Source organism: Marinospirillum sp. (genome assembly GCF_044810985.1).
GTDB lineage: Bacteria > Pseudomonadota > Gammaproteobacteria > Pseudomonadales > Halomonadaceae > Marinospirillum.
This window is the reverse complement of sequence record NZ_CP085242.1, coordinates 723,185-749,248: the sequence shown is the minus strand read 5'-3', so window position 1 is coordinate 749,248 and position 26,064 is coordinate 723,185. Positions and strand designations below refer to the sequence as shown.

The following is a 26,064-nucleotide window of genomic DNA, read 5'->3' as shown; positions in this document are numbered from 1 at the left end:
TTTTTGCATGGCCTCAGCTATTTTGAAGGGGAGGCCGTATGGGCACTTATCATTTAATCAGTCATCTGGAAGGTCATCTGCGAGCGGTGATGGAGTTACAGCCTGCGGCAGAGGCTGAAAACTGGTTGTTGCAGGTTAAACTGCTTTATGACGGTGAAGCGGCCGGTGAGATCAGTTTTAACCTGCATCATTACACCGAAGAGGAAGCTCGGCATTTGACGCACAATATCACCGATCATGGGTTCATCATGCGCGAAATTGATGATTTATTGTTTGGTGACAGTGAGTGAGAAACGCTTTCTGAACACCCATCCCAGGGTCAGCCCCCGCAAGGCATTGAATACCAGAAATGCAGCCCAGAGGCCGTGATTGTCGTAATCCTGCAATAGCCACCAGGCCAAGAGGTAGCCAACCAGGGCGATCAGCAGGCTGTTGCGCATGGCGGCTGTCCAGGTGGCCCCAATGAACACACCATCATAGAGATAACACCAGAGGGAGACAGGCAGTATCAGCCACAACCAGGGTAGATAGGTGGTGGCCAGTTGGCGGATGTCTTCCAGGTCGGTCAGTTGCTGAATCAGCCAGGGGCCACCCAGCCAGGCGGCCAGGGTGATGGCTGTAGCGGTCATCACAGAAAGAAACAGCCCTGCTTTGTAGACTTCCCTGGCTTCACGGTGGCTGCGGGCAAAGGCAGTACCAAAACGGCCTTCCACAGCCTGGGCAAAGCCATCCAGAAGATAACTGGAAAGCATCACCAGTTGCATGAGTACGGCATTGGCCGCCAGCACCTCATTGCCCTGAGCAGCACCCTGACGGGTAAAAAACGCCAGAGCCAGCAGCAAAGCCAGAGTACGGATGAAAAGATCACTGTTGACCTGAATGAGCTTTTTAAGGCTAGCAGGGTCAGGTACAGGCCGCTGCAAGGGGATTTGCAGGGCTTTACAGGTAACCACCAGCCAGATCAATCCCACAGCAGCAGCTGAAGTTTCAGCAATAAGACTGGCGAAGGCGACGCCATTGCTGGTCAGGCCCAGCCCCATCACAAACCAGAGATCCAGCAGGATATTTATACCGTTACCCAGTATCAGCAGCCAGAGAACAACTCCGGTGCGACCCAGGCCGATAGCCAGGCCCAGAACCACATACTGCATGAGTACGGCAGGTGCACTCCACAAGCGAATGGCGACATAATCGCTGGCCAGAAGGCGGGCATCGGGGCTGCTGTCCAATAGGCTCAACAAGCCTGGAATAAAGGGACGCAGGAGTTGCAGGGCCAATCCCAGAAGAAGGGCCAGAGTCAGCGCCTGAAAAATGACCCGTCCCAAAGCTTTTCTGTCTTCCTGCCCCCAGGTTTGCGCCACCAGGCCTGTGGTGCCCATGCGCAGAAAACCAAACCCCCAGTAAAGAAAGCTGAAGATGACCGCACCCAGAGCAACGGCTGCCAGGTAGCGGCCATCCGGCAAATGCCCGAGCACGGCAGTGTCCACCAGACCCAACAAGGGCACGGTGCAGTTGGAAAGCAGCAAAGGCCAGGCCAGGCGAAAAAGGGAACCGGTCTGGGCGGGTGGACGCTTGTTGAACAGGAGCATGGTTCAGTGAAATGGCTGAGGTTGGGAAAAACACAGGGTAGGGCTTTTAGGTGTTTTTGCAAGCCATTCGGGAGTTCAGGGGCCTTCGCTTGGGAAAACCCCTGAAATGGAAGGTTACTTGAGGCGTTCCACACCAATCATCTTGAGGATTTGTTTTTCATAAAAGGGTTCGTGGTTGCCGGTTTTCATCTTGCGGATGAAGTATTTTTCAAAGGCGACCTTGGCGACGTGAACCCACTTGCCCTTTTTGAACCAGTTGACATTACGCGGGGGTATCTGCGGCAGGGCCACAAAGGCGGCACCGGTATCCCCCATATCCGCCAGGCAGATGGCATTCCAGGTGGCCTGGGAAGTGGGTTCTTCCTCATTGAGTACGGCATGGACATTTTCCACGATGGCCGTGACCATGGATTCAATCATATAGCCGGTTTTGGGAACGCCGACTGGAACCGGGGTTTTTTCCACGGGTGGAATGGCAATGCAAACCCCGGCGGCCCAGATGTTGTCATACACCGGGCTGCGCTGGTGATCGTCCACCTTGACAAAACCGCGTGGGTTGCACAGATCAGGCACCTCAGCAACACAATCAACTCCCTTGAAGGCGGGCAGCATCATGGAGTGCTTGAAGGGTAGCTCATGCTGTTTGATGACCTCGCCTGCTTCATTGTACTCATCCACGAACATCATGCCTTCTTCAACCTGGGTGACCTTGGCATTGCAGATCCACTTGATGTGATGGTTGCGCAGGTCGGACTCCAGCAGGGTTTTGGAATCCCCCACACCACCCAGGCCCAGATGCCCGATGTAAGGCTCGCTGGTGACATAGGTCATGGGCACCTTGTCGCGCACCTTGCGGTTCTGGAGTTCCTTGTTGAGGATGAAGGCGTATTCATAGGCGGGGCCATAACAGCTGGCACCCGCCATGGCACCGACCACAACCGGGCCGGGGTCTTCACAGAGTTCCTCAAAATTTTTGTAGGAAGCCTGGGCGTGATCCAGGGTGCAAACCGATTGGGTGTGGCCGCCATGAGGGCCGGAGCCGGGAACTTCTTCAAAGGACAGTTTGGGGCCGGTCATGATCATCAGGTGGTCATAGCCGACACTTTCACCGTTGGCGAGGGTCAGGCTGTTGCCCTGAGCATCTATTTTGTCAACGCGCTGGGCGATGAAGTTGATTTTGTGTTTTTTGAGGTGGGGTTCAATGGGGAAACTGATGTCTTTGGAATCCCGCCATCCGACGCCCACCCAGGGGTTGGAGGGTACAAACTGAAAGTGATCCCGTTCATTGATGACGGTGACCTCGTGAGTTTTGTCCAGCTTGTGACGCAACTCGTAAGCAGCTGCCATGCCGCCGGTGCCTGCTCCCAGAATTACAACATGAGCCATGATCTGGTCTCCTCTTGTTATTGTTGTATCGATTGTCCCTACATACTAGTGGTATAACCTTATATTAGTAAAGTTAAAATTAGTCTCTGATGGTTTTTGAGCCTGAGGCCTTGTAGAGGACACCTTTTACCCCCACCTAGATGCTTTACCATCAACTTTAAGGCGAGTGTATTTATGAGCAATCTTTTCACCCCCTTGCAACTGGGTGCAGTGGAGATCAGCAACCGGGTACTCATGGCTCCGTTGACTCGTTGCCGGGCCGACCAGGATCATGTGCCAACCGAGATGATGGTTGATTACTACGCCCAGCGGGCCTCGGCGGGTCTGATCATTGCCGAAGCAACGATGGCAATGGAGGGCAATTCCTCCTTCTGGCGGGAGCCGGGTATTTATTCAGCGGCCCAGGTTGCCGCCTGGAAAAAAGTGACGGATGCCGTCCATGCCGAGGGCGGCAAGATCTTTCTGCAGATCTGGCACGGCGGTCGCACCTGCCACCCGGTTCTCAATGATGGCAAACAGCCGGTGGCACCCAGTGCTCTGGCGATCACCAGTGACAAGGCCAATACACCCGAAGGTAAGCTGGATTACCCAGAACCCAGGGCTCTGAAAGATGCAGAGTTGCCGGATATCGTGAAAGGCTTTGCCAAAGCCGCTGAAAATGCCCGTGAAGCCGGTTTTGATGGCGTGGAAATTCATGCCGCCAACGGTTATCTGCTGGATGAGTTTTTACGCACCAGCGCCAATCATCGTGATGGCCCTTATGGCGGCAGTGTGGAAAACCGTACCCGCTTGCTGTTGGAGGTGATAGAAGCCGTGGCAGAGGTCTGGAGTGAAGACCGCATTGGTATTCGCTTCTCACCTCTGAACAGCTTTAACAGCATGAAAGATGAAGACCCCGTTGGTCTGATGACCTGGCTGGCCAAGCAGCTCAATAGTTACCAGCTGGCCTATGTTCACCTGATGCGTGCTGACTTCAAGGGTGAGCAGCAGGCAGATATCATTACACCGTTTCGTGAGCAGTATCAGGGCAATCTCATCGTCAATATGGGGTATAGTCCCGAGGAAGCTGCAGAAGCGGTGAGCCAGGGGCAGGTGGATGCCGTGGCTTTTGGGGTTCCCTTTATTGCCAACCCGGATTTGCCGGAGCGTATTCAGGAGGGGGCAGAACTCAACCAGGCTGATCCCAAAACCTTCTACACTCAAGGTACTGAGGGTTACACCGATTATCCAAGGAGAAATGCATGAGCACTTCAGATTACACCCCACCCAAAGTCTGGCAGTGGGAGCCAGGCAATGGCGGTAAGTTTGCCAACATCAATCGCCCTGAGGCAGGTGCCACCCATGACAAGGAATTGCCGGTGGGCAAGCATCCTTTTCAGTTGTATTCCCTGGCCACGCCCAATGGTGTCAAAGCCACAGTGATGCTGGAAGAGCTGCTGGAACTGGGGATCAAGGAAGCGGAGTATGATGCCTGGCTGATCGATATCACCCAGGGCGATCAATTCGGCTCGGGTTTTGTCGAGATCAACCCCAACTCCAAAATTCCAGCCTTGGTGGATCACAGCCAGAATCCACCGCTGCGGGTGTTCGAATCCGGTTCGATTCTGCTTTATCTGGCAGAAAAGTTTGGTCACTTTCTGCCCAAGGATCTGCAAGCCCGTACTGAATGCATGAACTGGGTGTTCTGGCAGATGGGTGCGGCCCCCATGCTGGGGGGTGGTTTCGGGCATTTTTACGCCTATGCTCCGGAAAAACTGGAATACCCCATCAATCGCTTCACCATGGAGGTCAAACGTCAACTGGATGTGCTGGATCGGCATCTGGCTGAGAATACCTACATGGCCGGTGAAGACTATACGATTGCTGATATGCTGATCTGGCCCTGGTACGGTGCTCTGGTGCTGGGACGTCTGTATGATGCCGCCGAGTTTCTCCAGGTGGACAGCTACACGCAGGTCAAGCGCTGGGCTGAGGCCATCGATGCCCGCCCTGCGGTGCAACGCGGACGCAAGGTCAACCGCACCTGGGGTGAGGAAAGTGAACAGCTGCATGAGCGCCACAGTGCTGCGGATTTTGCCCAGCTGCAAAAGTAAATAATGTCAGGGAGTAGGGATGTCAGGGTTGTGGGTGGTGGGCCTGTTGGTCTTGTTGGTGTTGATTTCTGTGGTCACCTCGACCCTGATAACAGGCATATCCCCGCAACCCAGTCATCTGGCTGCCCGGCATTTTATTATCCAGCAAACCCAGCAGCTGTTGGGTTCGCAAGCTTCCCGGACCCTGGTGGATCTGGGGTCAGGCTGGGGGCATCTGGTGGTGCCTCTGGCCCGGCGTTTTCCGCAGCATCAGGTGATTGGCTATGAGCTTTCTTTTTTCCCCTGGCTGGTCAGTTGGTTGCTCAAAAAACTCTTGGGCCTGGATAATCTCAAGCTCTATCGGCGTAACTTTCTGCAGGCGGATCTCTCCCAGGCGGATTTGCTGATCTGCTACCTGGTACGGCCCACGATGCACAAACTGGCTGCACGTTTGGAGCATCTGGACTCCAGGCCCCGCTTTTTACTCAGTCACTTTTTCTCCCTGCCGGGGTATTCCCCGCTGCATACCTGGCAGCTTCCAGACTGGCATCAATCCCCCTTTTACCTGTATTGTCTGGATAAACAACAACCAACCGAGTCCCTGAACCATGTTTGAAACTCTGACCCAAATCGGTTTGCCCCTGGCTTTGATTTTTATCATGTGGGGGGTGGGTTTGACGCTGGCTCCCCTGGATTTCAAGCGAGTTCTCCAGCAACCGCGTGCTTTTTTTCTGGGTGCCTTTGCCCAGTTGGTCCTGCTGCCCCTGATTGCCTTGCTGATTATCTCCGTCTTCGGCTTGAGGGGTGAAATTGCCATAGGTCTGTTTATTCTGTCCCTGTGCCCTGGTGGGGTGACTTCCAACCTCTACAGTTTTCTGAGCAGGGGTGATGTGGGCTTGTCGGTTTCCCTGACGGCGATTATTGGTTTTATCACGCCTTTCACCATTCCCTTTCTGGGTGCCTGGGCAATCAATCATTACAGTGATGTCGACCCGCAATTCCAGTTGCCGATTTTCAAAACCTGGCTGCAACTGATGGTGATTACGGTGATCCCGGTGCTGATTGGTATGGCGACCCGCGCACGCTGGACCGCTTTTGCGCAACGCTTTGAGCCGAAAATCAGTTTTTTCTCGGTTCTGGTACTGGGGCTGCTGATTCTGACCATCGCCGTGGATCTGGGCGCTGATCTCTGGCAATACATTCTGATTTCCGGCCCGGCGGTGGTGGCGCTGAATCTGAGTACCATGCTGCTGGGTTATTTGCTGGGCAAATGGTTGCTGCATCGTGAAGACCAGTCCCGCACCATCAGTATCGAAGTGGGCTTGCAGAACGGAACCCTGGCTCTGCTGGTGACTACGGGCATACTGCAGAGTTCTGCGATGTCTGTGGCACCCAGCGTCTACAGTTTATTGATGTTTGTCACGGCAACCCTCTTTACCCTGGCTATGCTGCGCAAGGATAAACGTCAGGAAGCCGTTTCATGAGCAGCCTGTTCAGTAAGCCTCGCAAGAAGTCCCGTAAGCCTGAACAGACAGCGACACCTTCAGCGGCAGCTGCCCAGCCAATGGCTAACCCCTTTGCTGACCAGCACCCGAATGCCCTGCATGTTCTGCGTCTGAGCCATGAAGGGCGGGGTGTGGCTCGCAATTCTGAAGGCAAGACGGTGTTTGTCGAAGGAGCCTTGCCGGGCGAGTGGGTGACCGTCAAGGTCAGCAGGACTCACAGTCGCTATGATGACGCCGTGCTGGATCAGCTGCTGGAGGCCTCACCGCAACGCCAATCGCCCCCCTGTGTTCACTATGCCAGCTGTGGCGGCTGTCAGTTGCAACACCTGCAGCAACCGGCCCAGCTGGAATTCAAACAGCAACTGGTTGCCGAATTGCTTGGGTTTCCCGAGTCGGCCATGGTGGCCCCTCTGGCGGGCAGTCCGCTGGAGTATCGTCGCAAAGCCCGCCTGGGTGTGAAATGGCGCAAGGATGGTCGTCTGCTGCTGGGTTTTCGGGAAAAAAATTCCCCCTATGTGACGGCAACCCCGGAGTGCCGGGTTTTACAGCCAGGGCTGCAGTCATTGTTACCCTCCCTCTATGAATTTCTGCCCAGGCTGGAAGGCAAAAAGCATCTGGGGCATCTGGAGTTGATTCAGGGAGAAACCCGACGGGGTCTGGTGGTGCGTCTGCTGCGTTCCCGGGCCAGAATGAGTCCGGTTGATCAGCGATTGTGGCAGGACTGGGCGGCTGAAGCGGACGTTTTACTGTTCTTTCAGGATGATCAGGAATTGACCTGTGTGAAGGCTGATCCTGGCCCTCATCCTTTTGGCTATAAATTGCAGGGGTTGGATCTGGCTTTTTCCAGCCGTGATTTTATTCAGGTCAACCCTGAAATCAATCGTCAGATGGTGGCCCAGGCTTTAATCTGGCTGGATCTTCAGGGCAATGAAAAGGTGCTGGATCTGTTTTGTGGATTTGGCAACTTCAGTCTGCCTTTGGCGCAGAAGGCGGCAGAGGTGCTGGGTGTTGAAGCCCTGCAAAGTCAAGTGGAGCGGGCAGCCGCCAATGCCGAAGCGAACGGCCTGACAAGTAAAGCCGGTTTTCTGGCAGCCGATCTGAGCCTACCCCTTCGCCAGCAGGCCTTTGCTGATCGGCACTGGGATCTTGTCCTGCTGGACCCGCCCAGGGCAGGCGCTGATTCAGTGTGCAAGGACATCCAGGTGCTGGGTGCTGATAAGCTGTTGTATATTTCCTGCAACCCCGCGACCCTGGCTCGAGATACGGAAACCTTGAAAAGCCAGGGCTACCAACTGACTCGCCTGGGCATTATGGAGATGTTCCCACAGACAGCCCATGTCGAGAGTATGGCCCTCTTTGCCCGCTGTTAACCAGAGACTTTTTCCTACAGGAGAGTAACAACAATGCCTGGAGCCATTCACACTCAACCCATTCAGGAGCGACTGGACTGGCTGCTGAACCTGAGTCGCAAGCACTCCCAACAGTTTTGCGATCCTGAAAATTATCTGGCCCGTCAACGTTATCAGGCTGAACACCCCACGCATATCATTGCTCTGAAATGCATGGATGGCCGTCTGCATTTACCGCATGCCACCCAGACCCCTTTGGGGATTATCCGTCCTTTTCGCAACCTGGGCGGGATCTTTGATCTCGGCTGGCCCTATATGGGTGATCTGCTGGAGCAAAGTGTTCTGGAGGCCATTCAGCAGGGTCGACGGGTGCTGATCATCATTACCTACCACTATTCCCGAGGTGAACCCTCGCGGGGTTGTGCCGGTTTTGACTGCAACCGTGAGGCGGCCCTGGAGCATGCCTGCGAAATCCGTCAGCAGGTGGAGGCCATTTTCGGACAGGGCCATCAGACGGTGTATCCCCTGGTCTGTGGTTTTGAAACCGATGAAGATGCCTTGATACTTCACAGTTCGGATGATCGGCAACTGGACCTTTCCACTCTGACTGAGGAGGCTGTGGAAAGCCTGCCAGCACGTCTGGAAAGACTCCTGCCGGATATGCCCGCCCAGGTGCGGCATGATTTTTTGCCCCTGGTGGAAGGTAATATCCGTCATATCCGGGAAATGCGCTCCCTGCAACGCAAGCTGGATATTGAGCACAGGGAATGGATGATCTGCGTCGGACGGGGCTTTGATTTTCTACACGCCCCCAATGTGGCCTTGATTATCGGCCCTTACAGTCCTGATCTGTCGGATCCTTTGCTCAAGGCCGCCGGGATTATCCGCAACAACATGGAAAAGGGGCGAATCCCCGATGATGGCTTCCTGTTGTTGTCTTCAGCGCCCTATGTTGAACCGGGCCCGGATGCAGCCAGAGCGGAGCTGAAAGCCCGCTTCATGGCGGATTTTTCTGCACGGGTCATTGAGGAAGCCTTGCCTGAGCTGGGGCAAAAGATGATTAGACGTACGGCCACCCTGCACTGGCCGACCCGGCGTTTGAATTTGCTCGATTAGGGCGAAGTGCTTGGTGGCTCTGGCCAGGGATCACGCAGGCTCAGTTGGCCGATGCCCGGTAGCTTGATTCCCAGGTGCCAGGGGTCGATCCCCAGATTCAACCCCAGAACATTGACTTCCAGGCCTTCTTTGAGCGCCAGGCTGGCTCCCAGAACTCCGCCCAGGTTAACTTGATAGCCACTGTCGCTGGGGGTGGAGGCAAAAACAGAGGGAGCCGGATAATCCTTGCCTATGGCGATATTGGGCAAAACCAGTGCCAGTTGCGGAGTTTCACGAATCACCCAGGCGGTAAAGGTATTGCTGTTGGGCCCCGGCCAGGCCTGATAACGATCCGGATAAGGGTAGGAAGCCACTGCCTTCTGGATGTTTGAAATCGCCTCGGCCGCCTTGGGGCCTCGCAATTCCGCCAGTAGTCTGGGTTGGGCACCGTACCAGGAACGGTCGGGTAGGTCGGGAGTCGAGCGTACCGGCGTGGAATGCCAGCCCATCACCTCATGAACATACCAGGTATCGGCTTCTGCTTCCTTGGTGGCCACCCAGGTGTGTACGGCAAAATGACTGCGCCAGCCAAAAGCTCTGGCTGCATACACCTGAACCAGAGCCTCGGAAGCTTCTTCTGGAGTCGGTGCCATGCCGGTGCTGGAGCGGTCGGCTTCCGACCAGTGCAAAGAAGATCCACTGCCTGAACAGGCCATCATCAAAAGCGGCCCGGAGAGTAAGGCCGCCAGCAAAAAGCCCGTTCGCAGCAGCCATTTCAAAGTGACAAACATGAGTTCCCTGCTCCCTGTATCGGCGGGTGTTTTAGGTCATGGCCCCAGTATGAACTAGAATGGCCCTTAAGGCTCCTGAAGGCAGAAAATTATGCGCAACTCCTCCTCCCTGCTGCAACAGTTTTATATCAATGAAGAGCAATCCATTTATCTGATGAGCCATGAGGATGCCCAGAAGATCAAAGACTGGATACAGCTCTGTGAAGACCAGTTGGCCCAGCTGGGTTTCAGCGATATAGAGCTGGTGGGCAAGGGGGCTTTTGGGTTTGTGTTCGGAGGTCGCTCGGAAACAGGCCTGGATTATGTGTTCAAGTTTTCCCGTATCAATCTGCCGCAAAAGGTGCAGGATCGCCTGGAGGAAGAGGCCTGGATGCAGGCCAGGGTCCGGCATCCTTTTATCCCCCGGTTGTTTGAATACGCCCGTTTGGCGCGCCAGTCTGTCTTGGTGATGGAGCGGGCCAAAGGTCTGGATCTGGATGCGTATTCTCTGCGTGAAGGCCGTTTACCGGCCCGTCTGGTCGTCAAGATTGCCTGGCAACTGGTCGAAGTTCTGCAGGCACTTCGCCAGCATTGTGGTGACCAGGGTGAAATGCCGGTCGTTCATGGTGATATCAAGCCATCCAACCTGGTTTTTGACCCGCAAACCGAAACCATCAAACTGGTGGATTGGGGTTCCAGTATATTTGCCCAGCTGGATGCTCAGGGGCAGCCAGTGGGCACCGGTTCTCTGGGTCTGGCCGGTGGGCAGGCCGGAGAAACCAATGCTCGCCTGGGGGATATTTTCTTTATAGGTGATGAGCAACTGAATGGCCATTTAAGCTCCCCGCGTTTTGATGAGCAGGGTATGGCCGCCACCCTCTATGCATTGGCATCAGCCCAGTCCTGCCGTTATGGCTATCAGGCCATTCCCGCCACCTCCCTGGGTTTGCCACGGGCCTTTGCCGAGACCCTGCAGGCGATGCTGGCGGGTGATCTGCCGACCCGGCGAGCAGCGGGCGATAGAATGCTGAGCCAGGGTCATTATCTGCGTCGCTGGTTGCTTCCCGAGCTGCAAGAGCCGGAATCGCGATCAACCTTGCCCATCTGGGTGGCCGATAGCAAAGAGGATCTGGAGACGGTGGTTTACAGCTCCCGCAAAAGCTTCTTGCGCCAGGAGCAGGTGGATCTGGGGGTGCTGGCCGAGGTGGATGATGTGGAGTTGGATAAATATTATCGAAACTTCATGCAGGGGATGGGAGCCACCGAAAAGGCTTTTCTGGCCGCGGTCAGTCGCCTGGGCAAATATCCGCTGCTGGGTGGGTTGGCGATTCACTGGCAGAAGGAGGGTTTACTGGTGGATTCCAGCCTGAAGCTGCATGATCCAGCGCTGAAAAAGTCCTTTGTGGATTCGGTCAATAATCTGACCACTCTGGCTCAGGCCATTGACCGTCAGGAAGGGGTCTTCAAATGCTGCATGTTTGATGCCAGGGCAACCCGTCACCTGGAAAGGGAAGATCCCGGACAGCCGTTTATCCCCCCGGATGACTGGCAATTGCCTTATGAAGTGCAGCCAGCTCCTGTCGTGGAAGATCCCAGTCGCAGCCATTCCTATTTTGAGGACGGTGAAGATCCGGATGAGCTTTTGCAGCTGCCCCAGGCCATTCTGCGCGAAATTGCGATCTTGAACCAACTGCGCCATACCGGGTTGATTATTTTTGAGGTTTTGCCTCGGCACCTGAAGGTACACAGCTACTATGTGCTTCTGGATGCCGAGCGCGAAGAAGAGTTGAAAGCCTGTTTACAGCGCATCAAGGCAGCGATTCCCCAGATCACCGGCCTGGGGGTTTCGGGGTTTATGAAGATGCCCTACAAAAATACCCGCAGGCTGGAAAAAATTGACGCTCTTGCGGATGACTTTTATCCGCTGAAAAAAATCACCAGCCCCCGCAGCGTCATACCCAGAACACCCAGTGTCAGCAGTAAAAAGGCCAGGGCCAACAGCCAGTAAGCGCCTCGGACCAATTTGCCTTTCCAGCGCGCAAAAAGGCCTTCCTGAGCTGATGGCGGAGCAGGCAGGCTACGAAACAGGGTTAAAAAGCTGTAACCCAGCAGAGACCAGAGAAAGAGCAGAAACCCCGGCATCAGCCAGTGTTGAAAATCGGCCACAAACAGACTGGCGGCCAGCAGTAGCAGGCCTATTACGGCGGTGATAAGGCTCACCGGGCGCAGAAGGCCCAGGCGAGCCGCTAAACGTTCAAACAAATGCAGCAAGGTGGCTCCCTAGTATTTTTCAGCTCCCACCCAAAGGTCAGGCGTAAAACGCACAACCTGATTACGCCCGTTGTCCTTGGCAGCATACAGGGAAACATCCGCATATTTAAGTACCTGCCAGAAGGCCTGACCATCATTGGGATAATCGGCCAGACCGGCAGAAATGGTTTTGTTGAGCAGAATGCTGCCCGCCTGGAACTGGTGCTCTTCCACCGCTTTGCGAATCTTGTCAGCAACCAGGAAGCCGCCTTCGGCATCCGTGTCCAGCAGAATGATCAAAAACTCTTCGCCGCCATAACGGATGACCAGATCCGATTCACGGACATTGGCCTTAAAGATATTGGCCAGATCCACGAGAATGGAATCCCCGACATCATGGCCGTAGGTGTCATTCACGGTTTTGAAATAATCCAGATCCATCATGACCAGCGTCATGGGGGTTTCGCGTCGCTTGCACTGGGTCACCAGAGTATCGGAATACTCCTCCAGGAAGCGGCGGTTACGCAGGCCTGTCATGGCATCATTAAGAGTTGATTCCCGCAAGCTGGCCATCAAGCGCTTGGCTTGCAGAACCGGTGCCGCCTCGCGCAGATAGGACTCAATCAGAGGCTTGGCAGTCTGAGCTTCCTCGACTTCTTTTTCGTTGTTTAAAACCAGCTGGATGACACTGCCGACACCCCCTGACTGGATAACGGGCAGGCAGAGATAGGTTTTGCCTGCCTGACGGGCTTCAGGGGCGAAGGAGCGGCAGATCAGGTTGTTTTCAGTGCCATCAATGAAGTGGCCGGTGCGTACCGCACGACAGGCTGTACATTTTTCATTGATGTCCGGGGAGCACCACTGGGTGGGTGACTGGGCAATACCGTCAACGTTAATCGTGTTAATCAGCTTCTTGTTGTAATCCACCTCATAAATGGAATAGTTGGGAAACTGGAAAACATCCTGGATGACTTCTGAAATGCGCTGAAAAACCTCTTCGCTGCTTTCATCTTCCTCAATAGCCTGCTTGAACTGGGCAACCCGAACCAGCCCGGACACCGTGTGAGCCGTATCGGCCAGCAGGTCACCTTTCTGATTGGGGCTGGATTGCACCAGATGCGCGACATTGCGGCGAATCTCACTGAGTTTGCTGATGATGCCATCCGAGAGGCTGTTGAAGTGCTGGGCAATAGTGCCAATTTCATCATTGCTGCGCTGGGTGACCCGGACACTAAAATCACCGCACTTGGCTTTTTTGACTGCATATTCAATTTCATTGGCCGTGGTGACCAGGGGCTGCAGCATACGCCGTAAAAAGAGCAGGGAGACCACTGCAAAGAACACCACAGCAACCACCAGAACAGAGACGGTGAGAACTGCAGCTTTGCGCATATGGTCAATCGAGGCTGTAAGGGTTACTGCACCCAGAACGGACCCTTCAGGCACCGCATGACAATTCAGGCAATTAACGTTGCCGGTGCTGGTGGCTATGTAGGGAATGGTGGCCCGAAAATCAGGTGAAAAACGTCCGCCAACCAGGGAATAAACGGGTTCGCCACTTTGCAGAACCTGATAATCCATGGGATCGGGGTTGGATTCCATCTCCAGACCATCACCAAACTGCTCTTCAACCAGAGGGCCACGGATTACCCTGGCTTCATCCAGCCCTTCCACCTGGGCAATGCGTTCAAGCAGGGAGTCACGCTTGTGCATGGTGCCGTTGAGCATGGATTCAGTCAGAGCGACCCGAATCAATTCAGCCGTTGTCCGGGTATGTTCAGTGGCTGCGCGTATTGAAAAGTCACGAAAGGAGGCCAGACTGGCAATGGTGATCACTAGTGTCAGGATCAGCATGACGAAAGCCAGGGCCAGCATGGTTTTGGTTTGAAGCTTGAGCACGTTGAGCTCTTCCTTGTTTATTATTGGGGGTTTCCAGCTATAAATTTGGAGTACAAATATTTACATTATTTTAACGAAAAATGAAAGGCCTGTACCTCCACTTTCATTGGGAAACTTTGAGATAACTTGGTATTTTTAACAAAAAGATACATGATGTACGGGGTTGGAGTTTTCGCCTATCATCCTCTGTATTCAGTAACAACTCTTATTTTAGGAGATGGGGTCATGTCAGACCAAAGAGTAGAAAGACATGTAGGGCGAGACAGGCGCAAGCGCCGCGATCCCGTTTTGCATTTGATTTCAGTATTTGGCTTTGTGTCCTGGGCCTTGATGCTTCCGGCCCTCTTGTTGATTGATCAGGCACGCCCCGAAGTGGAAACCTTCTTTGATCGTTGGCTGGGGCTGAAGGTTAATCCCTACTGGGATGTGGCAACCTTCCGTTATGCTTTTTTTATGATGTTGCTGATCATGCTGCTCTCGGGAGCGGGCCTGGTTTTCAATAGCTTTCGCATTAAGCGCAAGGAAGATTCCATCAGGGTTAATCTGATTATTATTTTTGGTTTTTCACTGATTGGGGTGATTTATTATCTGGGGCGTTTTGGTCTTTAAGACTGGAAAGCCCCTGACTAACTATTGCGCTCATGACGTGAATCAGGGGTTTCCCAGGTGTTGCGCCCTCCGGTGAGGAGGGCGCATAGCTGAATCATCGGGCCAGTTGTTCCTGAATAAAGGCAAGAATCTCGTTTGCAGGGATCATGCTGGCCTTTTTATCACGGCGACCCTTGTATTCCAGTTCATGGTTTTTCAGGCTGCGTTCGCCAATGACGATGCGGTGGGGGATGCCCATCAGCTCCAGGTCGGCAAACTTGGAGCCGGGGCGCTCATCACGATCATCCAGCAGTACGTCAATACCGGCAGCCTTCAGATCCTGATATAGCTGTTCTGAGGTTTCCCGTACCAGCTCAGATTTATGGGCATTCATGGGCACCAGGGCCACCTCAAAGGGTGCGATGGCATTGGGCCAGATGATGCCGGAGTCGTCGTGGTTCTGCTCGATTGCCGAGGCGACAATCCGGGTGACACCGATACCGTAACAACCCATGATCAGCGGAACCGACTTGCCGTTTTCATCCAGAACCGTGGCACTCATGCTCTCTGAATATTTGGTGCCCAACTGGAAGATATGGCCGACTTCAATACCGCGCTTGATCAGCAGGCTACCCTGACCATCAGGGCTGGGGTCGCCCTCCACGACATTGCGCAGATCCGCGACTTCTGGCAGCGGTAGATCGCGCTCCCAGTTGATGCCAAAGTAATGCTGACTCTCAATGTTGGCACCGGCACCGAAATCACTCATTTTTTCCACGGAGCGGTCAATAACGCAGGGGATAGGCAGCTTGATGGGACCCAAAGAGCCGGGGCCGGCACCGATTGCGGCCTTAATTTCTTCGTCGCTGGCCATTTCCAGTGGACTTGCGACCTGGGGCAGGTTGCTGGCCTTGATTTCATTGAGTTCATGGTCACCGCGAATAATCAGGGCAATCAGGCCGCCTTCGGCAGCCTTGACGACCAGTGTTTTCACGGTTTTTTCAATCGGCAGATCAAACTGTTCAACCAACTGGGCAATGGTTTTGGCATCCGGGGTGTCCACCAGACGCAGTTCTTCATTGGCCTGTCCACGTTCTGCTTCACGAGGCAGGGCTTCCGCTTTTTCTATGTTGGCGGCATAGTCGGAAGAGTCCGAGAAGACGATATCGTCCTCACCAGAATCAGCCAGAACATGAAACTCGTGTGAACCTGTGCCACCGATAGAGCCGTTGTCTGCGATGACCGGACGGAAATCCAGACCCAGACGGGTAAAGATATTGCTGTAGGTGGCATGCATGACGTCATAGGTTTCCTGCAGGGAATCCTGGGTCAGGTGGAAGGAGTAGGCATCCTTCATGATGAATTCACGTGCACGCATGATGCCAAAGCGGGGGCGGATTTCATCGCGGAATTTGGTTTGTATCTGGTAGAAATTGACCGGCAGTTGCTTGTAGGAGCGCAATTCCTTGCGCACCATGTCGGTGATGACTTCTTCATGCGTGGGGCCGACACAGAATTCACGGTTGTGGCGGTCATGCAGGCGCAGCAGCTCCTTGCCGTATTCTTCCCAGCGGCCTGACTCTTCCCAGAGTTCAGCAGGCTGCACACCCGGCATCAGTACTTCCTGGGCACCGGATTTGTCCATTTCCTCACGCACAATACGCTCTACCTTGCGCAGGGTGCGCAGTCCCAGCGGCAGCCAGGTGTAAAGGCCGGAGCCGAGGCTGCGAACCAGACCCGCTCTCAGCATCAGCTGGTGGCTGATGACCTGGGCGTCATTGGGGGTTTCCTTGAGAGTGGCAATCAGAAGTTGTGAAGCGCGCATGGATCGTGGATACCTTCGGTTGATCGTTATAGAAGCGGGTGTCGTGTGAATTGTCTGGTATTTGGCCTGCTTTTACCAGCAGCTATTCATGTTGGTTGGGCAGCAGCTGCGCCAGTTTATCCAGATGCAGCTGGTTGTCCAAACCGGAAAAAAGCTTTTCGCTGTGCTGCAGAAACTCATCCAGTGCCTCACCTTCCAGGCTTTCCACACTGGGTAGCTCAACCCGCATGGCGTCAACGGGGCGACCGTTGATATGCAGCTCATAATGCAGGTGCGGGCCGGTACTGCGCCCGGTATTGCCCGACTGGGCAACCGGCTGGCCGCGTTTGACCGACTCTCCCTGATTGACCAGAAAACGCCGCAGGTGCAAATAACGGGTGATGTAGCCCTGGCCGTGATCAATCACCAGGTATTTGCCCCCAAAGGAATGGGTTCGTCCGCGCACGACCCGACCATCGGCCGGAGAAACCACGGTTGTTCCTGTCGGGGTGGCAAAATCAGTTCCATGGTGGGGGCTGGTTCGCCCGGTGATGGGGTGAAGCCGGTTGAGATTGAAATTCGAGCTGATCCGGTAACGCCGGGTCAGGGGGATGCGGTCGAAGGGCGGTATGAGGCTGACCCCATCGGGGGTGTAAAAGCGGCCATCATCCAGGTGGCGGGCTGCACGTATCTGCATGCGGTCGCCTTGGTAATCAAAAGCCAGAAGCCGGGTGGAGTAGGGGGTGGGATCATCACTGAGCCATTCCTGTTCGATCAGCAGGCTGAAGGTGTCGCCATTGCGGGCATCCCGCCTGAGTGGCAGATGGCGATCCAGGGCTGCGGCTATGGCTCCTTCCTGACCGGCAATCTCCGGCATGGAGCTGAGACTGTTGGAAAGGGCACCATCAAGAGTGCCTTCCAGGCGCAGCAAGCGAACTTCACGTTGAGTGGTCAGTTCACTGAAACTGAAGCCCTCCTCCTCGCGCTGCCATTCCACGCCTTCAGCCCGGGTGCGCCAGATGCGCAAAGCCAGCAATTGACCATCACGGCTGGCCAGCCATTCTATGTGCTGACCGGGATGGATGCGGTTGAGGTGGCTGGAACCCTCCTGGTCGAGCAGTTGATAAAGCGTGCTGACTGGCAGGTGCCATTTTTGTTGCCACAGGTGGGATAGACGATCACCGGGCTGCAGAGTGTACCTGTCCCAATCAGGGGGTGGTGTCAAAGGAGGAATCAGGGAGTTGTGGAAATCCGTCGCTTCCAGAGCCGCCATGATCTCGCTATCGGAAGGGAGATAGGGTTCTTCCTCCTGCGGCTTGCTGCCCATCCAGAAGAGCAGAAGTGCCAAGGCCAGGGTCCCGCTTAGTCCGAGCAGCAAGCCAGAAAAGCGATGGTGGGCAAGAAAGCGTTTGAGCATGGTGATCCTAAGTTATCCAGGCCGAGAAAAGAAGGCTGGAGATAATAAGCAACTCAGCAAGTGTTATGCTATAACAATTGCTAAGAAGTTTGGAGCAAATATTTAACAGTCTGATGCACTAAGTCGGGGCGCAATCAGTTAAAATACTTCTTTTTTTCGAGAAAGTATTGTGAACTTAGAAGTAAAGTGGCTAGAAGATTTTGTGGCTCTGGCGGCAACGCGCAGTTTTTCCAAGGCGGCCAAGCGACGTTTTGTCACCCAGCCAGCTTTCAGTCGGCGGATTCAGTCGCTGGAAAGGGTGGTGGGCACAAGGCTGGTGGATCGCAGTAAATCACCTCTGGAACTGACAGCCGACGGTCAGCTGTTCCTGATTACCGCCAGAAATGTGGTGGAACAGCTGGGTGAAGCTTTGCGCCACCTGCGAGGACTCGACCCTGCCGCTGGGCAACTGCTGGAATTCACTGTCGCCCACTCTCTGGCATTCAACTTCTTTCCCCAGTGGCTGGATAAACTGCAAAAGGTGGTGGGTGAAATCAATTCACGCATGACAGCCATGAATGTTGGTGAGGCCACCCATGCCTTGCGCGAAGGGCGTTGTGATCTGATGCTGGCTTACCATGATCCTCTGGGTACTTTGCAACTGGATCATGCACACTTTCCATCACTGCGCATGGGAGCCACTGAAATGCTGCCGGTTTGTGCCCCGGACTCAACAGGCCAGCCCTTGCATTCGCTGGATACTCTGGAAGAGCAACAGGTTCCTTTGTTGGCCTACACCCAGGGAGCTTTTCTGGAAAGATCCTTGCGTCTTCTGTTGCGTCAGAAACCGGTTGCCCTGCAGTTTAAAACCGTTTATGAAACCGCCATGGCTGAAGGCCTGAAGGGCATGGCTTTGCAGGGTCGGGGTGTGGCCTGGATTCCACGCTTGAGCATCGAACGCGAGTTGAATGAAGGCCAGCTGCTGGTTTGCGGCAGCGAGCAGTGGATCATTCCCCTGGAAGTTCGTCTTTATCGTTGTACCCTGGTGCACAAGCCGCTGGTGGAACGTCTCTGGCAAAGGCTGGACAGTGATTCCGCTCAGGCTGAGGTCATCGTCGAAGAACAGGCCTTGGCGTAATGGGTGTCCTCTAGGCTATAATGCTGCCCCTTGAAATGGAATCTAAGCTCCCCCATTTTAAAACCTGCTTTTTAAGCTCTGAGTTTAACCCCTAGCAGTTGAGGCAAACAGCAATGCCCATTTACGAATATCAGTGCCAGGCCTGCGGCCATGAAGTTGAAGTCATGCATAAAATGAGTGCAGAACCCCCCAGGGACTGCCCCGAGTGCAACAAACCTGAGTTGATACGCAAAATTTCAGCGGCTGGTTTTCGTCTGGCCGGTGGTGGCTGGTATGAAACCGACTTCAAGAGCGGCAACAAAAAGAATCTGGTCGATTCTGGCGGGTCATCGGGAAGTGGCGATTCAGGCCCTTCAGCAGCACCTGCGGCCTAAGTTTCCGGCTTTAACCTTGCAGGGCTTTGGCCCTGCTTTTCATTTTCATTGAACCTTTATTCGAACGAACAGCTAACAGGAATTTTTCTATGCGCAGCCATTACTGTGGCGACTTGAACACAAGTCATCTAGGCCAGGAAGTTGAACTTTGCGGTTGGGTCCATCGCCGCCGCGATCATGGCGGGGTCATTTTTCTTGATCTGCGTGATCGCAATGGTCTGGCCCAGGTAGTGGTTGACCCGGACACTGAAGAAGCCTTTGCCCGTGCGGATCGTGCCCGCAATGAATATGTATTGAAAATTTCCGGCCTGGTTCGTCATCGCCCTGAAGGCACGGTTAACCCCAATATGCCCACGGGTGAAATCGAAGTGCTGGCCAAGGGCGTTGAAGTGCTGAATACGGCTGATACCCCGCCTTTTCAGTTGGATGAACACGGCAAGGTCGGTGAAGACGTTCGCCTGAAATACCGTTACGTTGATCTGCGCCGTCCGGAAATGGCCGAGAAGCTGCGCTTTCGTTCACGCGTGACTCACCAGATTCGCAACTATCTGGAAGAGCAAGGCTTTCTGGATATTGAAACGCCCATCCTGACCCGGGCCACGCCCGAAGGTGCGCGTGATTACCTGGTGCCTAGTCGTACCCATGACGGTCACTTTTTTGCTCTGCCCCAGTCCCCGCAGCTGTTCAAACAATTGTTGATGGTGTCCGGCTTTGATCGCTACTACCAGATTGCCAAGTGCTTCCGGGATGAAGATCTGCGTGCTGACCGTCAGCCGGAATTTACCCAGATTGACCTAGAAGCCTCTTTCGTCGAAGAAAATGACATCATGGCCGTTGCTGAAGGCATGATTCGTAAAATTTTCCTGGAAGCCAAAGAAGTGGATCTGGGTGATTTCCCACGCATGCCCTATTCTGAAGCCATGAGCCGCTTTGGTTCCGACAAGCCGGATCTGCGCATTCCACTGGAGCTGGTGGATGTCAACGATCTGATGGCTGATGTTGACTTCAAGGTTTTCTCCGGCCCGGCTAAAGACCCCAAAGGCCGTGTTGCGGCCCTGAAAGTCAAAGGTGGAGCGGAGCTTTCGCGCAAGCAGATTGATGACTACACCAAGTTTGTGGGGATCTACGGCGCACGAGGTCTGGCCTGGATCAAGGTCAATGAACGTGCCAAAGGGCTGGAAGGTCTGCAATCCCCGATCGTCAAGTTTATGGAAGGGGTCGTTGAAGAGCTTCTGGATCGTGTGGGTGCAGAAGATGGTGACATCATTTTCTTCGGCGCGGATAAAACCAAAATCGTTAATGAAGCTCTGGGTGCCCTGCGCTGCAAGCTGGGTGAAGACCTGGATCTTTATACCGCGGACTGGGCACCCCTGTGGGTGGTTGATTTCCCCATGTTTGAAGAGAACAGTGACGGCAGCCTGGCCGCTTTGCACCACCCTTTCACTGCACCTCTTTGCACTTCGGAAGAACTGCAGGCTCACCCTGGCGAGCAGTTGTCCCGCGCCTATGACATGGTGCTGAATGGCACTGAGTTGGGTGGGGGTTCCATTCGTATTCATAATCAGGACATGCAGGCCGCTGTATTCAAGGTGCTGGGTATTGATGAAAACGAACAGCGGGAAAAATTCGGTTTCCTTTTGGATGCCTTGAAATTCGGTGCACCTCCACATGGCGGCCTGGCTTTTGGCCTGGATCGCCTGATGATGTTGATGACCGGAGCCCAGTCCATCCGTGAAGTGATCGCCTTCCCGAAAACCCAGTCAGCGGCTTGTGTGATGACCGATGCGCCCGGCGAAGTCAGCCAGGCGCAACTGAAAGAATTGAATTTGCGGTTGCGGGCTAAGCCTCAGGCTGAGCAATAAGCAAAGTCTGGAGTAATACTTCGCTTTTGCAAGGCAGTCCGCTCTCCGGGTGGCTATACATCCATGAGTATAAACACCCGCGCTTTACATCCCTGTAAAGCTGGGCGCGGACAACCTTGCCGCGAAGTGTGGAGGCGAAGCCTGAATACTTGCAAGACAGGAGGATTTCTATGGCAGGCCATAGCAAATGGGCCAATATCAAGCATCGCAAGGCAGCGCAGGATGCCAAGCGCGGCAAGATTTTCACCAAGCTGATTCGTGAGCTGACCGTGGCCGCCCGTGCCGGTGGCCCGGAGCCAGCCGATAATCCCCGCCTGCGGGCTGCCGTTGATAAAGCTTTATCCAACAACATGACCAAGGACACCATCGATCGTGCCATCGCACGGGGTGCTGGCACCAATGACGGCGACAACATGGAAGAAGTGGTCTATGAAGGCTACGGCCCCGGTGGTGTGGCGGTGCTAGTGGATTGCATGACCGATAACAAAAACCGCACGGTTTCGGATGTGCGTCATGCCTTCACCAAAACAGGTGGCAATCTGGGCACCTCCGGCTCGGTGGCCTATCTGTTCAACAAGCGTGGCCGTATCAGTTTCAATTCTGATGTGAGCGAAGAAGACGTTATGGAAGCCGCCCTGGAAGGTGGTGCGGAAGACCTGGTGACCAACAAGGATGGCAGTCTGGATATCTTTACCGATCCGGCACATTTTGGCGACGTCAAGGATGCCCTGGAAGCTGCGGGTTTTGAACCGGCTTCTGCCGAGGTTTCCATGCTGCCGGACACCTATTCGGAAATTACGGATATCGACCTGGCCCAGAAAGTTCTCAAACTCGTGGATATGCTGGAAGATCTGGACGATACCCAGGAAGTTTACTCCAATGCCGACTTCAGTGATGAAGTGATGGAGCAACTCGGCTAGTGCCTCTTGTCCTGGGGATTGACCCTGGCTCGCGCATCACCGGCTACGGCCTGGTTCATGCCGAGGGTAGCCAGATGCAGTATCACGCCAGTGGCTGCATCCGTATTCAGGCGGAGACCCTGGCCCAGAAGCTGGCGCAGATTTATGCCGGGATAGCCGAGTTGGTCGTTCAGTACCAGCCGGATCAGGTTGCCATTGAGCAGGTCTTCATGGCCAAGAACGCTGATTCGGCTCTGAAACTGGGGCAGGCCAGGGGCACCGCCATCGTCTGTGTGGCCAATCATGGCCTGGAGCTGAGTGAGTATTCTGCCAAGGAAGTAAAGCTGGCTGTGACCGGGCGGGGTGGCGCGGACAAGACCCAGGTGCAGCATATGGTCAAATCCCTGCTCAAACTCTCGGCAACGCCCCAGGCCGATGCTGCGGATGCCCTGGCCATAGCTCTCTGTCATGCCTACACCTCCAGCGGTCTGGTGGCGCTGTCCGGTCAGCTGGGCAGCAGCAAAAAGGGCAGCAGCTGGCGACACTTTGATCCGGCCAGCCTGGCCAAACGAACCAAGCGAAACAACCGATGAATTTTGACCTTCCCCTGTTTATCTTTTCCCTGGATCTTTTTGGTACCGTGGTTTTTGCCATTGCCGGGGTTCTGGCGGCTGCCGAGCGGCGCCTGGATCTCTTTGGTGTGGTGGTGGTGGGCACCGTTACTGCCATTGGCGGGGGTACTCTCAGGGATCTGATCCTGGGACGATTGCCGGTTTTTTGGGTGCAGGATACCCTTTACATTACCCTGACCTTTATCACCTCGGTGATCGTCTTTACCCTGGCGCGTAAAATCCGTTTTCCGCACCGGGCGATTCAGGTGGCGGATGCGATCGGTCTGGCTGTATTTACCGTGATTGGTGCCAAGGTGGCTCTGAATCTTGGGCATCCGCCCATGATTGCCGTGGTGACCGGGGTGATGACGGCCGTATTCGGCGGCATCGTCCGGGATGTGTTGACGGCAGTCAAGCCCATGATTTTCGAGAAAGAAATCTATGCTACAGCGGTCATGGCCGGGGCCTTTGTCTACGTCAACCTGAACTGGTTTTTACCGGCTGGCTGGGAAACCTTCAACACCCTGGTTGCCATGGCGGTTGTCCTCTGCCTGCGTTTGGCTGCCATTCACTGGCATCTGCACCTGCCGGTTTTTCTCAGTATTGAAGATAAGGATAAAAAATGATTGGTCGTTTACAAGGCGTACTGGTGGAAAAGCAACCTTCCTGGGTGATTCTGGACATTCAGGGAGTCGGCTATGAAGTGGAGTTGCCTTTGTCTGCCTTTGCCAACCTGCCCGTCACCGGAGAGCAAATTATTCTCTGGATTCATCAGGTGATCCGCGAAGATGCCAATCTGCTTTACGGCTTTGCACGCCTGGAAGATCGCCAGCTGTTTCGTGAACTCATCAAGGTTAGCGGCATCGGCCCCAAGGTGGCCCTGGCGATTCTGTCCTCCCTGGAATCCCGGCAGCTACTCAACGTCATTCAAAATGGCGACCTGCAAGCCCTGACTCGGGTTCCCGGTATCGGCAAGAAAACCGCTGAACGTCTGCTGGTTGATCTCAAGGATCGTTTGAAAAGCTGGCAACCCCAGCAAATGGCCAAATTGGAATTGCCTGTGGATGCCCAGCAGCCCACCACCGACCACCGCGCCGAAGCGGAAGCCGCTCTTATCTCCCTGGGCTACAAACCCACCGAAGCCAGCCGCGCCCTTTCCGGTATAGAAACTGAAGGTATGGACACCCAGACGCTGATCAGGGCTGCTTTACAAAGTGTTGGTCGTTGATAGAGTGACAAGGTGTAGTCAGCGGCAAGTGGCATGAGCTCAGGCGCTTATTGATTGATGAGGCGCTGTGTGATTTCAGGTTTGTTGATCCGTTCGTGCAGAGAGTGTTGCTGGTTGTTTTGTGGTTAGAGCCTTTCTTCAATTCCTGCTTGTTTGAGTATGGCGTTGGCCGTGTTTTTGGAGACGATGGTGGTGGCCACAGGGAATTTACGATGGGTAATGGGGCTTTGCCAGATTTCATGGCTGCCTTTGCCTTGTCGAACGAAAGAGCATTGATAGGCAAGCAGGATTTTGACTAGATCGGGGTAGAGCGATGCGCCCATGCCTTAGTTGACCTTGAGCTGGTAGGCATCCTGCTGAACTTCAAAGCGTAAGCGCAGGGTTTCAGGGTCCATGGCAAGGTCATTGGCTTCAATCATATCCGGTGCCAGTTCCCAGACTCTTTCGGTCAGCTCTTCAAAGGTTCTGGCTTCTGTGACCAGGCTCAGCGCATCACACTCTGCGGTGTACATACCATCACCCTGGGTCACGATCACCGGGTAAGTTGGCCTGGCCGGGGCTTTTTGGAAATCGACGGGTTTCAACATTTATTCAGTTCCTATGCAAGGCAGGCTTTTAGCTGAGACACTGGACAAAATAAAAGGTGCAAATGCCCTTGGGCTTATTCTCATCTTTTGAATTGTGGTGGCTGAGTTGATGAGCGTCAAGAAGTGGCTGAATTTGTTCTGAAACGCTATCAGAGACTGGTTGCCGTTGATGCCTGGGAAGAGCAGGATTTTAGTCAGTTGAATTGCCTTTTGCCACATCCGGTTTATGCGTGGATGTTCTGGGTTTGTGTGTTGAATCCTGATCGAACCAGGTTGGAAGAACTCTCACCTGCAATGGATGAGGCGTATAGGCTGAGCACTGAAAAATTTTCCGAGCGTATCCGATAATGTTGTTTTTTCAGATGTTGGATTTTCTACATGATTGTTGTTTACGAAGCCAGTGATATTCTGGAAGCGCATATAGTGGCAGGTATGCTGCGCTCCCGGCATCTGGAAGTCTTTGTCGACGGGCATTATCTTCATGGGGGTATTGGGGAAATGGCCCCGATGGGTTTTGCCCGTGTTTATGTCGCTGAAGAGGATTTTGCCCTGGCCTGGAAACTGGTTGACGACTACAGGAAAGCTGAATAGGGTTTTTCTCTGCTAGAATGCGTTCTGAATCTTTGCCCGTTTACAGGAATCCCCTGCAGTGATTGAAAGTGACCGCCTTGTTGTAGCAGAAAGCCTGCCGCAGGAATCCAGCCAGGATCATGCGATACGTCCCAAATCCCTGTCCGATTATACCGGTCAGCCGCAAGTCTGCGAGCAGATGGAGATTTTCATCAGTGCTGCCCGCGGTCGCAAGGAAGCCCTGGATCACACCCTGATCTTCGGGCCGCCCGGTCTGGGCAAAACCACGCTGGCCAATATCATTGCCGAAGAAATGGGGGTGCATATCAAAAGCACTTCCGGCCCGGTTATGGAAAAAGCCGGTGATCTCGCCGCCATGCTGACCAATCTGGAAGAAGGCGATGTTCTCTTTATTGATGAAATCCATCGTTTGAACCCGGCGGTGGAAGAAGTTCTGTATCCAGCAATGGAAGACTATCAGCTGGATATCATGATCGGTGAAGGCCCGGCAGCACGTTCCATCAAGTTGGATTTGCCGCCTTTCACTCTGGTGGGTGCAACCACCCGTGCTGGTCTTTTGACGGCACCGTTAAGGGATCGCTTTGGCATCGTTCAGCGCCTGGAGTTTTATTCCGTCGCTGACCTGACCACCATCGTGACCCGTTCAGCCAAATTACTGGGGCTGCAGGCCGATCTGGGCGGTGCCGAGGAAATTGCCCGCCGTTCACGGGGCACCCCGCGGATTGCCAACCGCCTGCTGCGTCGGGTGCGGGACTTTGCCGAAGTCAAATCCGATGGCACTATCACCAAAGAGCTGGCCGATCTGGCTTTGAACCTGCTGAATGTCGATACTCATGGTCTGGATCATATGGATCGGCGTTTGCTTTTGGCCATGATGGAAAAATTTTCCGGCGGGCCGGTGGGGGTGGAAAGCCTGGCTGCTGCCATTTCCGAGTCACGGGATACCATTGAAGAAGTACTCGAACCCTTTTTGATTCAGCAGGGGTTTATGATGCGTACCGCACGCGGTCGCCAGGTCACCCGTCAGGCCTGGTTGCATTTTGGTCTGGCGGTTCCAGAATAAAAAGGTGT

General features: G+C 54.3%; 28 protein-coding genes. 19 read left to right on the top strand and 9 right to left on the bottom strand.

The genetic code is table 11. From position 1 onward, the window contains the following. Window positions 1–38 precede the first annotated feature (38 nt). Window positions 39–290, top strand: coding sequence for a hypothetical protein (locus LG323_RS03575; protein ID WP_404419110.1), 252 nt, complete (start codon window positions 39–41; stop codon window positions 288–290). Here LG323_RS03575 and LG323_RS03570 read toward each other — a convergent pair. Both LG323_RS03570 and LG323_RS03565 read right to left on the bottom strand, forming a co-directional pair. Beyond that, entirely contained in the window at window positions 267–1,589 is a 1,323-nt protein-coding gene (locus tag LG323_RS03570) for an MATE family efflux transporter (protein WP_404419108.1), read from the bottom strand. The two genes, LG323_RS03575 and LG323_RS03570, sit on opposite strands and share 24 nt — an antisense overlap. Window positions 1,590–1,703: 114 nt before the next feature. Further along, window positions 1,704–2,975 carry an NAD(P)/FAD-dependent oxidoreductase gene (locus LG323_RS03565; RefSeq protein WP_404419106.1) on the bottom strand — a complete coding sequence of 424 codons (1,272 nt, stop codon included), beginning with the start codon at window positions 2,973–2,975 and terminating at the stop codon, window positions 1,704–1,706. Between the two features lie 174 nt (window positions 2,976–3,149). Between LG323_RS03565 and LG323_RS03560 the strand changes: the two genes are divergently transcribed. From LG323_RS03560 to LG323_RS03535, 6 genes are read left to right on the top strand one after another with little or no spacing between them, the layout of a single operon-like run. Continuing rightward, on the top strand, window positions 3,150–4,220 hold the full coding sequence (locus tag LG323_RS03560) for an alkene reductase (RefSeq protein WP_404419104.1): 1,071 nt from the start codon (window positions 3,150–3,152) through the stop codon (window positions 4,218–4,220). Continuing rightward, window positions 4,217–5,068 carry a glutathione-dependent disulfide-bond oxidoreductase gene (gene yghU / locus LG323_RS03555; RefSeq protein WP_404419102.1) on the top strand — a complete coding sequence of 284 codons (852 nt, stop codon included), beginning with the start codon at window positions 4,217–4,219 and terminating at the stop codon, window positions 5,066–5,068. Before LG323_RS03560 ends, yghU begins: the two co-directional genes overlap by 4 nt. A 19-nt stretch (window positions 5,069–5,087) precedes the next feature. Continuing rightward, window positions 5,088–5,663, top strand: a complete 576-nt coding sequence (locus tag LG323_RS03550; RefSeq protein WP_404419100.1) for a hypothetical protein — start codon at window positions 5,088–5,090, stop codon at window positions 5,661–5,663. Next, a complete protein-coding gene (locus LG323_RS03545) occupies window positions 5,656–6,531 on the top strand; it encodes a bile acid:sodium symporter family protein (RefSeq protein WP_310697627.1) in 876 nt (291 codons plus the stop codon). The genes LG323_RS03550 and LG323_RS03545 overlap by 8 nt, the downstream gene beginning before the upstream one ends. Then, window positions 6,528–7,922, top strand: coding sequence for a 23S rRNA (uracil(1939)-C(5))-methyltransferase RlmD (gene rlmD, locus LG323_RS03540; protein WP_404419097.1), 1,395 nt, complete (start codon window positions 6,528–6,530; stop codon window positions 7,920–7,922). Before LG323_RS03545 ends, rlmD begins: the two co-directional genes overlap by 4 nt. A gap of 33 nt (window positions 7,923–7,955) precedes the next feature. Beyond that, the gene (locus tag LG323_RS03535; protein WP_404419095.1) at window positions 7,956–9,017 is read left to right on the top strand and encodes a hypothetical protein; all 1,062 of its coding nucleotides are present in this window, start codon (window positions 7,956–7,958) and stop codon (window positions 9,015–9,017) included. On the opposite strand, the gene LG323_RS03530 is transcribed toward LG323_RS03535, so the two are convergent. Further along, on the bottom strand, window positions 9,014–9,787 hold the full coding sequence (locus tag LG323_RS03530) for a DUF3750 domain-containing protein (protein WP_404419093.1): 774 nt from the start codon (window positions 9,785–9,787) through the stop codon (window positions 9,014–9,016). The two genes, LG323_RS03535 and LG323_RS03530, sit on opposite strands and share 4 nt — an antisense overlap. 91 nt (window positions 9,788–9,878) lie before the next feature. Between LG323_RS03530 and LG323_RS03525 the strand changes: the two genes are divergently transcribed. After that, window positions 9,879–11,774 (top strand): protein kinase, encoded by a 1,896-nt coding sequence (locus tag LG323_RS03525; RefSeq protein WP_404419091.1) that lies wholly within the window; start codon window positions 9,879–9,881, stop codon window positions 11,772–11,774. On the opposite strand, the gene LG323_RS03520 is transcribed toward LG323_RS03525, so the two are convergent. Both LG323_RS03520 and LG323_RS03515 read right to left on the bottom strand, forming a co-directional pair. Further along, the gene (locus tag LG323_RS03520) at window positions 11,684–12,037 is read right to left on the bottom strand and encodes a hypothetical protein (protein ID WP_404419089.1); all 354 of its coding nucleotides are present in this window, start codon (window positions 12,035–12,037) and stop codon (window positions 11,684–11,686) included. The genes LG323_RS03525 and LG323_RS03520 overlap by 91 nt on opposite strands. Before the next feature lie 9 nt (window positions 12,038–12,046). Then, window positions 12,047–13,915 (bottom strand): diguanylate cyclase, encoded by a 1,869-nt coding sequence (locus LG323_RS03515; protein ID WP_310695719.1) that lies wholly within the window; start codon window positions 13,913–13,915, stop codon window positions 12,047–12,049. 225 nt (window positions 13,916–14,140) lie between these two features. Between LG323_RS03515 and LG323_RS03510 the strand changes: the two genes are divergently transcribed. Beyond that, window positions 14,141–14,524 (top strand): hypothetical protein, encoded by a 384-nt coding sequence (locus LG323_RS03510; protein WP_404419087.1) that lies wholly within the window; start codon window positions 14,141–14,143, stop codon window positions 14,522–14,524. A 94-nt stretch (window positions 14,525–14,618) separates the two neighbouring features. Here the strand turns inward: LG323_RS03510 and LG323_RS03505 are convergent, their stop codons facing one another. Further along, on the bottom strand, window positions 14,619–16,328 hold the full coding sequence (locus tag LG323_RS03505; protein ID WP_404419085.1) for a proline--tRNA ligase: 1,710 nt from the start codon (window positions 16,326–16,328) through the stop codon (window positions 14,619–14,621). A gap of 82 nt (window positions 16,329–16,410) precedes the next feature. Further along, on the bottom strand, window positions 16,411–17,724 hold the full coding sequence (locus LG323_RS03500; protein WP_404419083.1) for a peptidoglycan DD-metalloendopeptidase family protein: 1,314 nt from the start codon (window positions 17,722–17,724) through the stop codon (window positions 16,411–16,413). A 169-nt stretch (window positions 17,725–17,893) separates the two neighbouring features. Between LG323_RS03500 and LG323_RS03495 the strand changes: the two genes are divergently transcribed. The 7 genes from LG323_RS03495 to ruvA all read left to right on the top strand — a co-directional run bounded on the left by LG323_RS03495 (window position 17,894) and on the right by ruvA (window position 23,815). After that, on the top strand, window positions 17,894–18,841 hold the full coding sequence (locus LG323_RS03495; protein WP_404419081.1) for a LysR substrate-binding domain-containing protein: 948 nt from the start codon (window positions 17,894–17,896) through the stop codon (window positions 18,839–18,841). 113 nt (window positions 18,842–18,954) lie between these two features. Next, window positions 18,955–19,215 carry a zinc ribbon domain-containing protein gene (locus tag LG323_RS03490; RefSeq protein WP_310695714.1) on the top strand — a complete coding sequence of 87 codons (261 nt, stop codon included), beginning with the start codon at window positions 18,955–18,957 and terminating at the stop codon, window positions 19,213–19,215. Window positions 19,216–19,304: 89 nt separating this feature from the next. Next, the gene (gene aspS / locus LG323_RS03485) at window positions 19,305–21,077 is read left to right on the top strand and encodes an aspartate--tRNA ligase (RefSeq protein WP_404419079.1); all 1,773 of its coding nucleotides are present in this window, start codon (window positions 19,305–19,307) and stop codon (window positions 21,075–21,077) included. A 170-nt stretch (window positions 21,078–21,247) separates the two neighbouring features. Further along, complete coding sequence (locus tag LG323_RS03480) at window positions 21,248–21,997, top strand: YebC/PmpR family DNA-binding transcriptional regulator (RefSeq protein WP_310695712.1); 750 nt, start codon at window positions 21,248–21,250, stop codon at window positions 21,995–21,997. After that, window positions 21,997–22,569 (top strand): crossover junction endodeoxyribonuclease RuvC, encoded by a 573-nt coding sequence (gene ruvC / locus LG323_RS03475; RefSeq protein ID WP_404419077.1) that lies wholly within the window; start codon window positions 21,997–21,999, stop codon window positions 22,567–22,569. Before LG323_RS03480 ends, ruvC begins: the two co-directional genes overlap by 1 nt. Next, a complete protein-coding gene (locus LG323_RS03470; protein ID WP_404419075.1) occupies window positions 22,566–23,213 on the top strand; it encodes a trimeric intracellular cation channel family protein in 648 nt (215 codons plus the stop codon). The genes ruvC and LG323_RS03470 overlap by 4 nt, the downstream gene beginning before the upstream one ends. Next, window positions 23,210–23,815 carry a Holliday junction branch migration protein RuvA gene (gene ruvA / locus LG323_RS03465; protein WP_404419072.1) on the top strand — a complete coding sequence of 202 codons (606 nt, stop codon included), beginning with the start codon at window positions 23,210–23,212 and terminating at the stop codon, window positions 23,813–23,815. Before LG323_RS03470 ends, ruvA begins: the two co-directional genes overlap by 4 nt. A 125-nt stretch (window positions 23,816–23,940) precedes the next feature. On the opposite strand, the gene LG323_RS03460 is transcribed toward ruvA, so the two are convergent. Together LG323_RS03460 and LG323_RS03455 are read right to left on the bottom strand one after the other, a co-directional pair. After that, window positions 23,941–24,138, bottom strand: a complete 198-nt coding sequence (locus LG323_RS03460; protein ID WP_404419070.1) for a type II toxin-antitoxin system HicA family toxin — start codon at window positions 24,136–24,138, stop codon at window positions 23,941–23,943. A 3-nt stretch (window positions 24,139–24,141) separates the two neighbouring features. Then, complete coding sequence (locus LG323_RS03455) at window positions 24,142–24,402, bottom strand: DUF1902 domain-containing protein (RefSeq protein ID WP_404419068.1); 261 nt, start codon at window positions 24,400–24,402, stop codon at window positions 24,142–24,144. 234 nt (window positions 24,403–24,636) lie between these two features. Between LG323_RS03455 and LG323_RS03450 the strand changes: the two genes are divergently transcribed. From LG323_RS03450 to ruvB, 3 genes are read left to right on the top strand one after another with little or no spacing between them, the layout of a single operon-like run. Next, on the top strand, window positions 24,637–24,750 hold the full coding sequence (locus LG323_RS03450; RefSeq protein ID WP_404420105.1) for a DUF6194 family protein: 114 nt from the start codon (window positions 24,637–24,639) through the stop codon (window positions 24,748–24,750). A gap of 30 nt (window positions 24,751–24,780) precedes the next feature. Further along, on the top strand, window positions 24,781–24,993 hold the full coding sequence (locus LG323_RS03445) for a putative signal transducing protein (RefSeq protein ID WP_404419066.1): 213 nt from the start codon (window positions 24,781–24,783) through the stop codon (window positions 24,991–24,993). A 58-nt stretch (window positions 24,994–25,051) separates the two neighbouring features. Continuing rightward, a complete protein-coding gene (gene ruvB, locus LG323_RS03440) occupies window positions 25,052–26,056 on the top strand; it encodes a Holliday junction branch migration DNA helicase RuvB (RefSeq protein ID WP_404419064.1) in 1,005 nt (334 codons plus the stop codon). The last annotated feature ends 8 nt before the right edge of the window (window positions 26,057–26,064 follow it).